Origin of the sequence: Streptomyces sp. NPDC048290, from assembly GCF_040652095.1 — a bacterium.
In the GTDB taxonomy this organism is placed as follows: Bacteria; Actinomycetota; Actinomycetes; order Streptomycetales; family Streptomycetaceae; genus Streptomyces.
Map to the genome: position 1 here is coordinate 16,410 of NZ_JBEZLM010000016.1, position 13,480 is coordinate 29,889.

General features: G+C 68.9%; 8 protein-coding genes and 2 pseudogenes. 6 read left to right on the forward strand and 4 right to left on the reverse strand.

What is annotated here, in order from left to right:
• Positions 1-29 precede the first annotated feature (29 nt).
• Entirely contained in the window at positions 30-3,692 is a 3,663-nt protein-coding gene (locus AB0D49_RS25920; RefSeq protein ID WP_362761548.1) for a LamG domain-containing protein, read from the reverse strand.
• A 279-nt stretch (positions 3,693-3,971) separates the two neighbouring features.
• Between AB0D49_RS25920 and AB0D49_RS25925 the strand changes: the two genes are divergently transcribed.
• Complete coding sequence (locus AB0D49_RS25925; RefSeq protein ID WP_362761550.1) at positions 3,972-4,823, forward strand: IS5 family transposase; 852 nt, start codon at positions 3,972-3,974, stop codon at positions 4,821-4,823.
• A gap of 28 nt (positions 4,824-4,851) precedes the next feature.
• Here the strand turns inward: AB0D49_RS25925 and AB0D49_RS25930 are convergent.
• A pseudogene (locus AB0D49_RS25930) lies at positions 4,852-5,173 on the reverse strand (transposase); the annotation flags it as partial.
• Positions 5,174-5,215: 42 nt separating this feature from the next.
• Between AB0D49_RS25930 and AB0D49_RS25935 the strand changes: the two are divergent.
• The 4 genes and pseudogenes from AB0D49_RS25935 (at position 5,216) to AB0D49_RS25950 (ending at position 10,365) form a co-directional block, all read left to right on the forward strand.
• Positions 5,216-6,622: an AHH domain-containing protein gene (locus AB0D49_RS25935; protein ID WP_362761552.1), complete on the forward strand. Its 1,407-nt coding sequence runs from the start codon at positions 5,216-5,218 to the stop codon at positions 6,620-6,622.
• 595 nt (positions 6,623-7,217) lie between these two features.
• A pseudogene (locus AB0D49_RS25940) lies at positions 7,218-7,381 on the forward strand (pirin family protein); the annotation flags it as partial.
• Between the two features lie 214 nt (positions 7,382-7,595).
• Positions 7,596-9,002 carry an AAA family ATPase gene (locus AB0D49_RS25945; RefSeq protein ID WP_362761554.1) on the forward strand — a complete coding sequence of 469 codons (1,407 nt, stop codon included), beginning with the start codon at positions 7,596-7,598 and terminating at the stop codon, positions 9,000-9,002.
• Entirely contained in the window at positions 8,974-10,365 is a 1,392-nt protein-coding gene (locus AB0D49_RS25950) for a LuxR C-terminal-related transcriptional regulator (protein WP_362761555.1), read from the forward strand. Before AB0D49_RS25945 ends, AB0D49_RS25950 begins: the two co-directional genes overlap by 29 nt.
• Before the next feature lie 100 nt (positions 10,366-10,465).
• Here the strand turns inward: AB0D49_RS25950 and AB0D49_RS25955 are convergent, their stop codons facing one another.
• Both AB0D49_RS25955 and AB0D49_RS25960 read right to left on the reverse strand, forming a co-directional pair.
• Positions 10,466-11,413, reverse strand: coding sequence for an alpha/beta hydrolase (locus AB0D49_RS25955; protein ID WP_362761557.1), 948 nt, complete (start codon positions 11,411-11,413; stop codon positions 10,466-10,468).
• A 318-nt stretch (positions 11,414-11,731) separates the two neighbouring features.
• Positions 11,732-12,301 carry a hypothetical protein gene (locus tag AB0D49_RS25960; RefSeq protein ID WP_362761559.1) on the reverse strand — a complete coding sequence of 190 codons (570 nt, stop codon included), beginning with the start codon at positions 12,299-12,301 and terminating at the stop codon, positions 11,732-11,734.
• Positions 12,302-12,623: 322 nt separating this feature from the next.
• On the opposite strand from AB0D49_RS25960, the gene AB0D49_RS25965 reads away from it, so the two are divergent.
• On the forward strand, positions 12,624-13,358 hold the full coding sequence (locus tag AB0D49_RS25965; RefSeq protein WP_362761560.1) for an alpha/beta hydrolase: 735 nt from the start codon (positions 12,624-12,626) through the stop codon (positions 13,356-13,358).
• Positions 13,359-13,480 lie beyond the last annotated feature (122 nt).

Sequence of the window (13,480 nt, forward strand, 5' to 3'; positions counted from 1 at the left end):
GTCCCGCACCGGGCCGACCACAAGGCAGGTCAACCGCCGAGGACCTGGGAGCGGACCTGGTCGGCAGTCATCGCGCCGGTCCACACCCGCAGCTCCTCCAGGGAACCGGGCAAGTAGTGCTTCGTACTGCCGCCGTGGCTGCCGCGGCCGACGGCCACGGTGCCGGAACCGTGCTGCGGGACGGTGAACCCGGAGTCGGTCTCGGAGGGCTGATCGAACTCGCCCACAAACAAATGGAGTCTGCCGTGACGGGTCTCCGTCCTCGACGGGTCGGCCGGGTCAGTCCACTCCCATGCCTCCTGGGCGTCGAAGACACCAGTGACCTGCACCCAGGTATCGATCTGGGCGACATCGCCACCTGGCACCTGAGCGCTCTGGGTGACCCTGCCGTCGGCGCCCAACGCGGTCCGAGTCAACTTCCACTGGTAGACGCCGTCAGCGGGCTTCACCACCCACAACGCCCAGGACGACTCGCCCGCGCTCGCCTGCTGCCCGGCCACCACGCCCTGGTAGCCGACCGGCTTGTCAGCCAGCTTCGCGGAGTCCAGCCGAACTCGGGCAGAGACGGTGAACGAGCCGGTCTCGTCGGTGACCGGACCTGCCGTCCAGGCGTAGCCGGCGGTGCCGTCCAGCACCAGGGCGTTGTTCTCGGCGTCCAGCACCGCGCCAGTGGCTGACAGCTTCAGATTCCCCACGGGATACGAGGACAGCTCCTTGACCTCGGTGCCGGTGGAGGTGCCCGCGTCCCAGTGGGCGACGAGCTCGTTGGCAGGGATGCCGCTCTCCAACAACTGGGCCTGCTCGGCGATCTCGTCGGGGGTGAGGACTCGCTGCCACACGTTCAGCTCATCCAAGCGGCCCTGGAAGTGCTCGCCGTACGCGCCGTTGACCAGGGAACGCCCGAACTGCAGACCGCCAGTGGATGCCCAGGGGGTGTATGCGGTCGACAGCGAGTTGAGCAGTACTGGCTTGCCTTGCGGGCGGCCGTTGACGAACAGCTGGATCGTATCGTTGGTCTTGTCGGTATCGCTCTTGGTGTCGAAGACGCCGGCCAGATGTGTCCATACCCGCAGCGGCGGGCTGGTGGCGTCACCGAGGGACCGCAGGTAGACAGCGTTGGTCGACACATCCGCGGTGGTCCGGTTGAAGACCCACTTCCGGTATGAGGCGGAGTAGTACAACGTGAACGCCGAGCCGTTCGTGCCAGGGGCAGCCATTACGGCGTGGGTGGACTCGGCATCGGTCAGGTAGGCCCAGGCCGAGATGGTGAACGAGTCCTTGCTGTTCACTGCTGGGGAAGCGGTAGCGGCGTAGTACTTGGTGGTCGGGACACCGCTGTCCATCCACAACGAATAGTCGTTGTCGCCACGGCGGGCGAGTGTCGACCAACCGGCGCTCTCGTGGAGCGTCGCGTCGTGACGGGTTCCCTCGGTCGCGGTGTCCTTGGCCACGGTCACGCCAGAGTCAGGTGCTCCGTCATCGAAGTGCCAGGTGCCGACAGGGCCAGCCGCCGGTGCGGCCTTGAAGGTGAACTCGGCTGGCGTGCCCCAGCGGTTGCGCACGTCCTTGGCCTCCACCGACAGCGTCTGAGTGCCCGCTAGTGATGGAGTGACGTCTTCCACGGTGACCGGGGAGCCGGTCACCGTCCTGGTCGTGTTCGCCGCGCTGGGCAACAGCCGCCAGCGGTAGCCGGTGATGTCCTTGTCGGCGGCGTTCGGCCGGAAGGTGAAGCTGCCAGGCACGCCAGGTCCGCCCTTGCCCTCGCACAGGTTGGTGATGCACTGGGTGTATGGGCTGATGGTGGTGATTGTCGGGGCCTTGGGAGCCGTAGAGTCAATCTTGAAGTAGCACCAAGAGGAGTACGAGGAGAACAGGTCGCCTGGCTTGGTGACGTATGTCCAGTGGGACTGGGTGCGGGCGCGCAGCCGGTACAGACCGCCGTCCGCCCGGCTGGAGGTGCGCAGCTTCTCCAGCGTGTCGTCCGGATCCCAGCCGGAGTCGGGCCGGTGGCCTGACCAAACCTGGTGCCAGGCGGCGTCGTCACCGCGCTCGACAATGAACTCGGCCTGTAGCAAGCCCTCCTCAGAGCCCAAGCCGTGCTCAACCTTGGTCTGCACCCGGGCCTGCACCATAGGGTCGATTCGGGTTACAACGAGCGGGTCGGATGGGGACTTCTTGCAGTACGCGGTGGTCCCATCGCCCGGAATGACGCCGACATCGGTCGGTACACCTGGCTTGAAGACGTAGGTGACTTTGAGTTCAGCGTTGTCGTCGAATCGCTTCCACGCCTCGGGGTCGGTCTCGTCCTTGGCTCGCAACAGGAAGGTGAGCCGGGAGATCGCGCCGTCCGCAAACTTGCGCACGGTGGAGGAGAGGTTCTCGTCGGTCTCGTCAGGGTTGTCGTTGAACTCGACCCACTGATCGGGCTGCGCGGGGCTGCACTGGGTGCCGCGACCCGCAGAGATGTGCCGGTCGCCCATCTGATCCAGTTGGGTAGGGCCGGGCCAACGGGTGCCCTCGGAGATGTTGTCGGTGCGCTCCAAGTCGACCCACTTGGGTTCGCAGCTGAAAGACCAGGTCTCATATGCGCGGAAGGTGGCGTCGAGGACGTGCTTACCGGACAGCTTCGACGGCGAAAACTCGAAGTACATGCGGTTGGTGTAGTTGCTGCCGCAGTAGTACGGGCCCGAGACGCTGCAGCGTCCGACGCCGTAGTCACCGTTGAACTGCCAGAATTTGTCGCCGTCGGAGGACAGCACGGTCCGTTCGGAAACCCCGAGACCGAACGAAGGGTCAATGTAGACGGGGTACACGGTGTCCGCGCCGCGCAGCAGGGAGAGATCGGGTTTCACAGCGATTCTGTCGGCATCCACCCGCACGGGCATGACGGCGCTGGCATCACCGGCGCGTGGTTGGGTGCCCACTTCCACCGGGTCCGGCACCTCGCTCTCAGCACTTCGGCCAAGCTGAGTTCCCAAGCCTTCCCTCGCGGGCGAACTGACTTGGCTCGCGGAGTCCCACATCTGGCCCGCGGGACCCTTGAACACGGTGTTGCCGTCAGAGTCGATTGCACGCACACCACCACCCGCACCCGGGACGACTTCCAAGTCGGTGGCCGAGACCGTCAGATCGATCTGCTCAAGCGCCGGGTCAGCAGCCGCCTCGGCGGACTTGACCACCAGCACCTCACGGTATCCCTCGGCAGTGGCTGTGAGTTCGAGATCGACGCCATTGAGGACATTGGCATAGACGGCCTTTGCCCCATCTAGCCGGGGCTCAGGCAGTGCGCCTGGCCAGTCGAGACGCAGCGTCCCGTCCTCATTGCCCAGCCGGATCATGCCTGCACCGTCGCCCCCGCCGGAAAAGGCCAGGTCCACCACGGCGGACTTGGGGGCTATGGTGCCGTCGTTCCGCCGTTCGAGAGTGGCGTCCACAGGCTGCCAGGAACCAGTGTCGTCCTTCGCTCGCTGTGGCACGGCCGACTGTACGAGCGTGTAGGTGCCGTCCGGGTTGGCCATGGTAGTCGAGTACTCGGTGCGCTCACCGGTGACCTCGACCTGCTCCCCGATCACGGCGGCACGATCAGCGGCCTCACGATGCGTGGTCTCAGCGGAGACGGACGCGACGGCCACATCCGATGGCATAGCCGTCGCTGTTGCTGCGAACACCGGCAGCGACGCGAGGAGAGCCATCGACGTGATTCCGGTCGTAAGTCTGTTCAACCGTCGGCATGTTCTTCGCCGGTCCCCTCCGGTCGCGTCACGCCATGACATGCTCGAACCCCCAACTTCCTCACATGATCTTCATCTGGCTCAGACATTCGATATGCATGACCATTGGAGGTACAAGGGTGGTTTCGGCCACTGACCCCTTCGTTGGAATCTGTCAGCACTAAGAGGGCATCTGATCTGGATAGCGGGTAGTTCAGGATGATTTTGTGACTGATGGTGTTGGTGGTCGTTGCTGGGTGTGTGAATGAGCGTCGTCCGTACCGCAGTGATGTGTCCGATGCCCGCTGGGCCTTGATCGAGCCGGTCTTCGTCGTCTGGCGTGCCGGGCGAACGGGTCCTGGCACGGCGGCCCGGGTGCACGATCTGCGGGAGATCGTCAACGCCATCCTGTACGTCAACCGCACCGGTATCCCGTGGGAGCACCTGCCGCACGACTTCCCGCCGTACAAGACGGTGTACGACTACTACGCGAAGTGGGAGGCGGACGGGACGACCGAGCAGGTCCACGACCTGTTGCGGGACAAGGCCCGCAGGGTCGGCGGCCGCAGCGCGGAACCGACGGCCGCCGTCGTGGACGCGCAGAGCGTCAAGACCTCGGGAAACGTCGCCGAGAGCAGCCAGGGCATCGACGCCGGCAAGAAGATCAAAGGGCGCAAGCGGCACCTGGTCACGGACACCCTCGGCCTGGTCCTGGCCGTCCTCGTCACCGCCGCGTCAGTGCACGACACCACCGGAGGGAAGCTGCTGCTCGACGACCTGGCTGCGGCACACCCCACGGTGACCAAGGTCTGGGCCGACGGCGGCTACCAGAACAGCGTCCTCAATCACGGCGCCGGGCTGGGCATCGATGTGGAGGTGGTGCAGCGGCCCCGGACGAAGGGCTTCGAGCCGCTGCCGAAGCGGTGGGTGATCGAGCGGACTTTTGGCTGGCTGATGCAGCACCGCCGCCTCGCGCGGGACTACGAAGCGCTGCCGCAAAGATCACGGACGATGATCCACTGGGCGATGGCTAACAAAATGGCCCGCGAGCTCACGGGAGAATCCACACCAACCTGGCGATTCGAAACGGACATCCAGCCCACACCAGCCTGACCGTTGATCAGATGCCCTCTAAGAACTCCTAACAAAGTGACAAGTTCTTCAGTCTGCGCCAGCAGATGATTGCGCAGGCAAGGCTGAGGAAGGCTTCGTGGATGTCGTCGCGGATCTCCCAGCGGATGCGTAACCGGCGGAACCAGTGCAGCAGCGCGAAGCTCTGCTCGACCACCCACCGGTGCACGCCCAGCCCCGATCCGTGCAGGGTTCCGCACCGCGCGATGACCGGGGTGATTCCGGCAGTCCGGACCTGCTTGCGGTATTTGTCGTGGTCGTATCCGCGGTCGGCGTAAAGGGTGTCCGGCCCGGCGGCGTGGCCGTCCGCGCCGGCCCCGCACCGGCGGGACACGCCGCTGCGGGCCACGGTCGACGAGGTCCGCATCAGCCAGGTGGCCCGCCGCAGCTTCGCCCCCGTGCTCGGCGAGGACGACGACCACTACCGCCGCCGGCTGGGCATCTTCCGGCGCTGGACGCTGCCCACCCCGGCCGCGCTCACGGCGGTGCTCAACCACGTGGTCGGCACGATCGGCGGCGTCGCGGACCCGCTCGTCGTCGACGACACCGACTCCCCCGCCGACCGCGGCCACCTGGTGGTCCGTGTGGTGCCGGTGGCGCTCCCGCCGGGCGAGAGCATGGACGCGGCCGGCCGCCGCGGGGTGGCGTCCGAGGACGGGCTGTACGGCGACGCGGACGACCTGGCGATCGATCCGGTGCTGCTGCTGGAGCATGACGCGGCCGACGTGGACTACGGGCCCGTGACGTCCGGCGACCCGCATCTCATGCAGCCGCCGCTGGCGCGGATGCTCGACCGGCTGCGCGCGCTCGCCGGGGCCGCGGGCCGCCTGCGTGTGGTGGCGGCCTGGACCCCGGATGCCGCGGACGCCCGCGCCGCGGGCCGCGCCGTCGTCCTGCGGCACAGCACGATCGCGGTGTCCGAACTCGCCGCGCTCGCCCACCGGGCGGGATTCCTGCTGGTGCGGACCCTGCCGGACGCGACGGGGGTCTACGCCTCCTGCGCCCCGGGCACGCCGGTCGTCCTCGGCCTTGCGGGCGCCGCCGCCGGGGACGCCCCCGAGGAGGTCCGGGCGCTCGGCCGCCGGCTGGCGCTGCGCAAGGTCTACCTGAGCGAGAAGATGGTCGCGCAGATCCTGGAGCACCTGCCGAGGGGCAGACTCGGGGCGGCGATCGCCGAGAAGGAGCTTCCGGTCGAGGACGAGGCCGTGCCGCAGGTCGTGGCCGAGGAGGACATCGCCGATCTGTCCGTCCGTGAGAAGGCGCCGCCCCCCACCAGATACGGGCCCGACGGGCTGGAGAAGCCGCTGCGGGACGTGGTGGAGACGCCCGGCAGCCGCGCCCTGCGGAAGTCGCTGATCGCCCGCGACGGGCAGGAGCCGCCGGACGGCTACCACGCCCACCACATCGTGCCCGAGAAGGACTACAGCCCCGGTCTCGACTGGCTGCGCAACCGGCTGGCGGAAGCGGGCTGCGGTATCGACGAAGCGGGCAACGGCGTCTTCCTCGCCGGGTCGAGGTACACCGCCAACCCCGAGCTGACCCGCCTGCACCTCTCGTACATCCACGCCGGCAGGTCCAAGGAGTACGCCTACACGCTCACCTTCCGGCTGGGGCGCCTCAGGGGCGGCGCGCTCCTCCGGGAAGTCGAGGCCATCGGCGAGGAGATGCGCGGCGGCGAATTCAAGATCATGGAGATCCCGTACGGCTGGAAGGGCAAGTGGGAGCCGGGGATGGCCGTCCCGGCCGACCGCGAGGCGGCGCCCGAGTGGATCGAGGAGTGACCGGCGCGCTTCGGTCCGAAGGGGAATCTCGCGGCGCTGGACGAGACTGCCTTGGAGGCGCCTGTCGCCGAACCCGCCAGCACGGCTCGGCCGCCGCTTCACCAGTCCGGGAGCCTTCGCCACCGAGGCAGCGGCGGCTCCACCGCGCGCCGGGTCGTCCTCGGGGCCCCTCGGACCGACCACAGGCCCGCACGCGCCCCAGGGGTGCACGCGCGCCAACAGCGGTCGCGCGTGCGGCCCGGATTCCGGGCCGGTTCGCCGGGATGTGGCCGCCCGCCGGACGGCCGGGGGAGCGGCTTCTCCGCCCGTGTTGTGGGCCCCGGCGGGTTCTCCGATCCTGGACGGGCCGACCGGACGTCGGACACTCACGGTCGCCAGAGCGGAAGGAGCGGCCATGGCAGTGCCGAGCAGGACGACACCGGGCACCGGCGGCCCGAGGCATGACCACCCGGCAGGCGAAGCTGGTGAGCTACCTCAGCGCGGGCAGGAAGGACTGGTTCGCCGACTCAACGTCGTGGAGCGCGGACAGCCACAGCGAAGCGGAGGGAAACACCACACTGCGAAGCTGCCCCCCTGCTCAGCGAACTCGCGTGAGATGTGGTGGAGCTGCATCGGCCGTTCGCCGAGGACATCGCGAAGGCCCGCGAGGACTGGATGCAGGGCGACCGCTTCGGTGAGGTGACCGGGTACGACGGTGATCGGCTGTCGGCTCCCGAGCTGCCGACGATCGCACTGAAGCCGCGGGGTCGGGCACGCTGAGCTGGGGAGACCTCGAGGGATCGAGGGTGCGTCCCCTTGGCCGCCTCTCGCGCCGCTTGAAGACGAGTAGACCGGCCGCCCTCAGACTCCGCGCAGCCCGCCGGTCAGGGGCGGAGCGGGTCGTCGGCTTTCAGGGGAGAGGGGACTGAAGCTGGATTCAGTAAACTGGCGGCCCCGCCGAGCGGCGGTGGTGATGATGTCGAGGAGCGACCAGGTGACCGGTCTGCGGGGCCGCCACAGCGAGCGTGCGGCACTTGAGCGGCTCGTGGCGAGTGTCCGTGAAGGCCAGAGTCGGGTACTGGTCCTTCGCGGCGAGGCCGGGATCGGCAAGACGGCGTTGCTGGAGTACCTGGCGAGCCACGCGTCCGGGTATCGCACCGCACGCGCCGCGGGCGTCGAGTCCGAGATGGAACTCCCGTTCGCGGGGCTCCACCAGCTGTGCGCCCCGTTCCTGGACCGGCTCGACCGGCTCCCCGTCCCGCAGCGGAACGCCCTGGGAACGGCGTTCGGCCTGCTCCGCGGGGACCCGCCGGACCGCTTCCTGATCGGCCTCGCCACGCTGAGCCTGCTGTCCGACGCCGCCGAGGAACGCCCGCTGCTCTGCCTGGTCGACGACGCCCAATGGCTCGACCAGGCATCGGCGCACACCCTCGCGTTCGTCGGGCGCCGCCTGTTCGCCGAGTCGGTCGCCCTGGTCTTCGCGACCCGGACGACCGTCGAGGACCAGGTGCTCCGACAGCTGCCGGAGATACAGGTCGGTGGGCTGGGCGAGGCGGACTCCCGGGCCCTGCTGCGGGCCGTGCTCCAGGGCCCACTCGATACGGCCGTGCTCGACGGGATCGTCGCCGAGGCGCGCGGCAACCCCCTGGCACTACTGGAGCTGCCCCGGGGGCGGACGCCCGCGCAGTTGGCGTTCGGCCTCGGGCTGCCGACCACGACGCCGCTGGCCAGCCGTATGGAACAAGGGTTCATCACTCGGCTCCGGCCTCTTCCGGAGCAGACCAGAAGGCTGCTCCTCACCGCTGCGGTCGAGCCGGTCGGCGATATGACGGTGCTGTGGCGTGCCGCCCGGCGTCTCGGTATCCCGTCGGACGCGGCGGCCCCGGCCGCGGCGGCGGGACTGATCGAGTTCGGCGCGCGGGTGCGGTTCCGCCACCCCCTGGTGCGCTCCGCCGCGTGGCGGGCGGCCGACCTGCGGGATCTGCGCGAGGTGCATGGCGCGCTGGCCGAGGTCGGCGAACTCGATCCCGATCGCAGGGCGTGGCACCGGGCGCAAGCCAGCACGCAGCCCGACGAGGTGGTAGCCACCGAACTGGAGCGGTCGGCCGGCCGTGCCCAGGCGCGTGGTGGATTCGCCGCCGCGGCGGCATTCCTGGAGCGGGCGGCCGAGTTGACGCCCGGTGCGGCACACCGGGTGACCCGGCTCCTCGCGGCGGCGCAGGCCAGAGTCCAGGCAGGCGAGTTCGACCCGGCCGTGGAGTTGCTGGCCGCCGCCGAGGCAGGACCGGCCGACGACTTCGGGCGGGCGAGGATCGACTTGCTGCGCGCCCAGATCGCGTACGCCTCGCGGCGCAGCAACGAGACCCCCCCGGTTGCTGCTGGCAGCCGCCGAACGACTTGAGCCGCTCGACACGGAGCTTGCCCATCAGACCTATTTGCGTGCGTTCTCCGCCGCCATGTACGCGGGTCGGTTCGCCGGTGCCACCGACCTGGCGGAAGTGGCGGCGGCTGCACCCCGGATCACCCCGGACCGGGCGAGCCGGGGTGACATGCTGCTGGCGGGCATGGCCTCCATGGTCAGGGACGGATATCCGGCCGCGCTGCCGATCGTCCGTCGGGCCCTGCGGGCGTACCGCACGGAGGAGATCTCGGTCTCGGAAGGGCTGCGGTCCCTGTGGGTCGCGGGGGTCGCCGCGGCGGATGTGTGGGACGACGAGAGCTTCGACGCCCTCACCGCACGCTTCGTGGCGACCGCTCGCGACGCCGGTGCGCTCAGCGAACTCCTCTTCGCGATCAATGCCCGCGTCATCATGCTGATGTTCGCCGGTGAGCATGGAGCGGCGGCGTCCGTCATCGACGAGGCGAGAGCGGTGAGGGAGGCGATCGGAAGTGAACGCCCCCTCTACGAGATCATCGTGTCCGGCGCGTGGCAAGGACGCGTAGAACACACCCTCCCCCTGATCCAAGCCACCCTCAGCGAGGTCATGGCCCGCGGCGAGGGCATCGGCACGACCGTCACACAATGGGCGAACGCGCTGCTCTTCAACAGCCTGGGCCGATACGAGGACGCCCTGGGCCCGGCACGTGCGGCGGGCGAGTACCCGAGTGAGCTGGCCGCCGCGAACTGGGGGCTGGTCGAGCTGATCGAGTCGGCCACCGGCTGTGGTGCCACCGACCTCGCCGCCGATGCGCTCAAGCAGCTCTCCGAGATGACACAGGCCAGCGGTACCGACTGGGCACTCGGAGTCGAGGCGCGCTCGCGTGCGCTGCTGAGCGAGGGCGGCGCCGCGGAACCGCTGTATCGCGAGGCGATCGAGCGGCTGGGCCGTACCCGGCTCAGAGCCGAGCTCGCCCGGAGTCGACTGCTCTACGGCGAATGGCTGCGCCGTGAGGGCAGACGTCTCGACGCCCGTGAGCAACTGCGGGCAGCCCACACCTTCTTCACCGCGATGCGCGCCGAAGGGTTCGGTGAGCGAGCCCGTCGAGCGCTCCAGGCCACGGGCGAGCGGGCACACACGTACACCGTCGAGACCCGCGATGAACTCACGGCTCAGGAGGCCCAGATCGCCCGGCTCGCCGCGCGCCAGCAGACGAACGCGGCGATCGGTGCCCAGTTGCTCATCAGTCCCCGTACCGTCGAGTGGCACCTTCGCAAGGTGTTCACCAAGCTCGGCATCACGTCCCGCCGAGAGCTGCCCGAGGCGCTGCCCGACACCGTTCCCGAGACGCGTCCGTCGCGGCGGACCGGTCGTGGCGACCGGTGAGCAGAGGCGATCGGCGAATGCCGGATCGGTCTGACCGATCCGCATCAGGTGCCTCCCGGAGGAATGGCGAGACAGGTGTCAGGTGACCCCCTTACGGGATCTACCGATCCTTGAGGACATGGTGAGCGCGCAGGAACGCGTGGACCATGGCGGTGAAGCGTGCGGGACGTTCGATGTGTGCGAGGTGCCCCGTCTCCTCCAGTATCGACAACTCGGCCGTGGGGATGGCCTCGTGCAGGAGCGCGGCCCATCGCGGCCCGCAGATGAAGTCCTGACGGCCCGCCAGCACCAGGGTCGGAGTGGAGATACGGAACAGCTCGTCCCGGACGTCGAACGGCGGTCCGTCCGTCCGGCCGGGGGCCGCGTACATCCGGAGCGACCGGCGGGCGGGCCCGAACTCGTCCTCTCTGCCCCAGTAGTCGAAGACATAGGCAGGCATCGTCGTCCGCAGTACGGCCGTGGTGCCGTCGTCGTCGAGCAGATCGAGACGGGTGGTGAGGGCGGCGACATAGCCGGCTGTCTCCGGATGGTCGTCGGCATGGTCGGTCACGAACCGTTCCATCGCGGTGACCGCCGCGGCCCAGAACTCGTCGTCCGCCACCGGTGATGTGTCGTACAGGACCAGGGCGGAGAGCCGTCCGGGGTGGTCGAGGACATACTGCTGGGCGACGAAACCGCCATGGGAGTGGCCGAGCAGGACGACCTGAGGTGACCCGAGGTGTTCGATCACACTGTTCAGGACATGCGTGTAGGTGGCCACGGTGTAGTCGCGCGGATCGGGGAGCAGACCGGAATCGCCCGTGCCGACGGGCTCCACGTAGACCATGGTCAGGAAGTCTTCGAGGCCGAGCATCCGGAGGTACTCCCAGCCGATGCCCGGTCCGCCCGGATGGGCGAGGCACACGGGGCCCGAGCCAGCGACGTGGTACCGCAGGTCGACGTCGGCCGTTCCATGGCGGACGGTGATCGTGTGGGTGCCGGGGGACAGGGGCGACGACGGATCGTCGGTCGCACGGGGGAGTTCCCGCGGCGGAATCGAGTGCTTCACGCCTGCCGATGATTCGTCACGCGCGGATGTACGGCAAGGAGAACCATGACAAGTAATCACACTGTTATGGGACGCGGTGTCCATGAAACACACTGTTGTCATGGAGGTCGGCGTGACCCGCCACTGTCGTCTTCTGGGCGTGTGAAGCTGCGGTAGGGTGAACACAGTGTTCTCGACGTCGGGTGTGGACACCAGGTGTCAGGCGTCAGGAATGCTCCGCATCCGTGGCGCAGAGCTGACGGGTGCGGTGCCCCGGACGCCCTTCGATCCCCCGCGAGGTGCCGTCCGGGGCGCTGTCGGCCGCTGGCCGGGGGCCGTTCAGGATGGTCCGGCGCGGTAGAGACCTCGTCCGGTGCGCCGGATTCGGGAAGCGCCGACGAGACGGTCGAGCGTGCTGCGGATGGCGTTGATGCTGCCGCTGTCGGTGGCACGACCGAGGGCCACCGCGACATCGCGGGCGCGCACATCGGCGGTGCCGACCTCCGCGAAGTAGTCCAGGATCTGCTCGGTCAGCCTGCCGTACATGCGTTCCGTGGCGACCTTCGGGCGGGCCGCCCGCTTCGCTGTTCCCTTCCCACCCCGGGGCTGCCGTGCTGCGCGGGTGGTGTCGGCCGGGGTGGCGGGGGAGGCTTGGGCCGAACGTGTGTCCGCCTGGTTCCGCCCCGCGTCGCGGCGGCGGCCCGTGTCCGCGGCGTCCGCCGCCTCCGGTGGGTCCGCCAGCACGGCTTCGAACGCCCGCAGGGCCCGATGGACGGTGTCGAGATGGGCGGCGACGGCGGCCAGTTCCCTCTCCAGCGCCCGCTTCTGCAACTCCAGACGGCTGAGGTCCTCATGGAGACTCTCAGCAGTGACCTCGATGTCGCGTGCCGCGCGAGATGCCGAAACCATGACTCCTTCTCCTCCTCGCCCCCTCGTGCCACGCCCCCGCGCGGCTCACCTGGGGGTGCCACCCGACCCGGACGCCGGGGCGGATACTGCGAAGCATCATAGGCAACACATACTCTTCATCGCAGAGCGTCTGCATCCCCCACACCAGGTAATGGCATCGGCCTACGGGCCCATCGGTGTGACGGTGACGGTGACGGTGACGCGGTACTGGTTCGGCGGAGACGGTCCGTGGCAATCGACGCCACCGAGTCCACAACAGTGTGACACCATGGGACGCCGCTCTTGTCCATGAGGCGTCGTCCACCGATGAAGGAATTCACTCATGCCCGCGATTCTGATCCACGGCGTTCCTGACACTCACCACGTATGGGACGGTGTGCGACAGCACCTCGACAGGACCGACGTGGAAGCCTGGGACCTGCCCGGCTTCGGCACGTCGCGGCCGACCGGTTTCGGCTCCACGAAGGAGGAGTACGTGGACTGGCTCATCCAGCGGCTGGAGCGGGTCGGTGAGCCGGTGGACCTGGTCGGTCATGACTGGGGCTGCATTCTCACGCTCCGCGTCGCCTATGTGCGTCCTGATCTGGTCCGTACCTGGGCAGGGGGCAACGGACCGGTCAACGCCGAGTACGTGTGGCACCCGCTGGCCAAGATCTGGCAGGACCGGGGCGAAGGCGAGCGCTTCATGTCCGCACTCCGAGCCGAGCCCTTCGCCCATGATCTGGCGTCCGGTTTCGATGTGCCTCTCGACCTGGCCAGGGAGATGGCGAGTCGGGTGGACGAGCCGATGAAGGACGCGGTCCTCCGGCTGTACCGGTCGGCCATCACCATGGGGGCGGAGTGGGAGCCGGGACTGTCCGCCGTGTCGGCGCCGTGCGCTGTCTTCTGGGGGGCGCTCGACCCCGCCTGCCAGATCGAGTTCGGGCGCAGGCTCGGCGCCTCCTTGCACGCCGGCACGGTGGTGGAGATGGACTGCAATCACTGGACGGTGCTCCAGCGGCCCGCGGAGGTCGCGGACATCCTGGAGAAGCACTGGAGCGCGCACGCCGACGCGTGACGAACGCGGCGGCCGGACCGATCGCGGAACGCGCCGCCCCGCCACGTCCGCCTTCCGGCCCTGGCCGGGTCGACGCGGGAGACCGTCCTCGGGCGGCGCCGGTCGGCAGGCCGACGGTCGCC

Excerpts from the sequence above, each read along its gene's own strand:
- AB0D49_RS25960 (WP_362761559.1), bottom strand. The coding sequence starts at position 12,301 with ATGGTTTCGGCATCTCGCGCGGCACGCGACATCGAGGTCACTGCTGAG.
- AB0D49_RS25965 (WP_362761560.1), top strand. The coding sequence starts at position 12,624 with ATGCCCGCGATTCTGATCCACGGCGTTCCTGACACTCACCACGTATGG.
- AB0D49_RS25920 (WP_362761548.1), bottom strand. The coding sequence starts at position 3,692 with ATGGCTCTCCTCGCGTCGCTGCCGGTGTTCGCAGCAACAGCGACGGCT.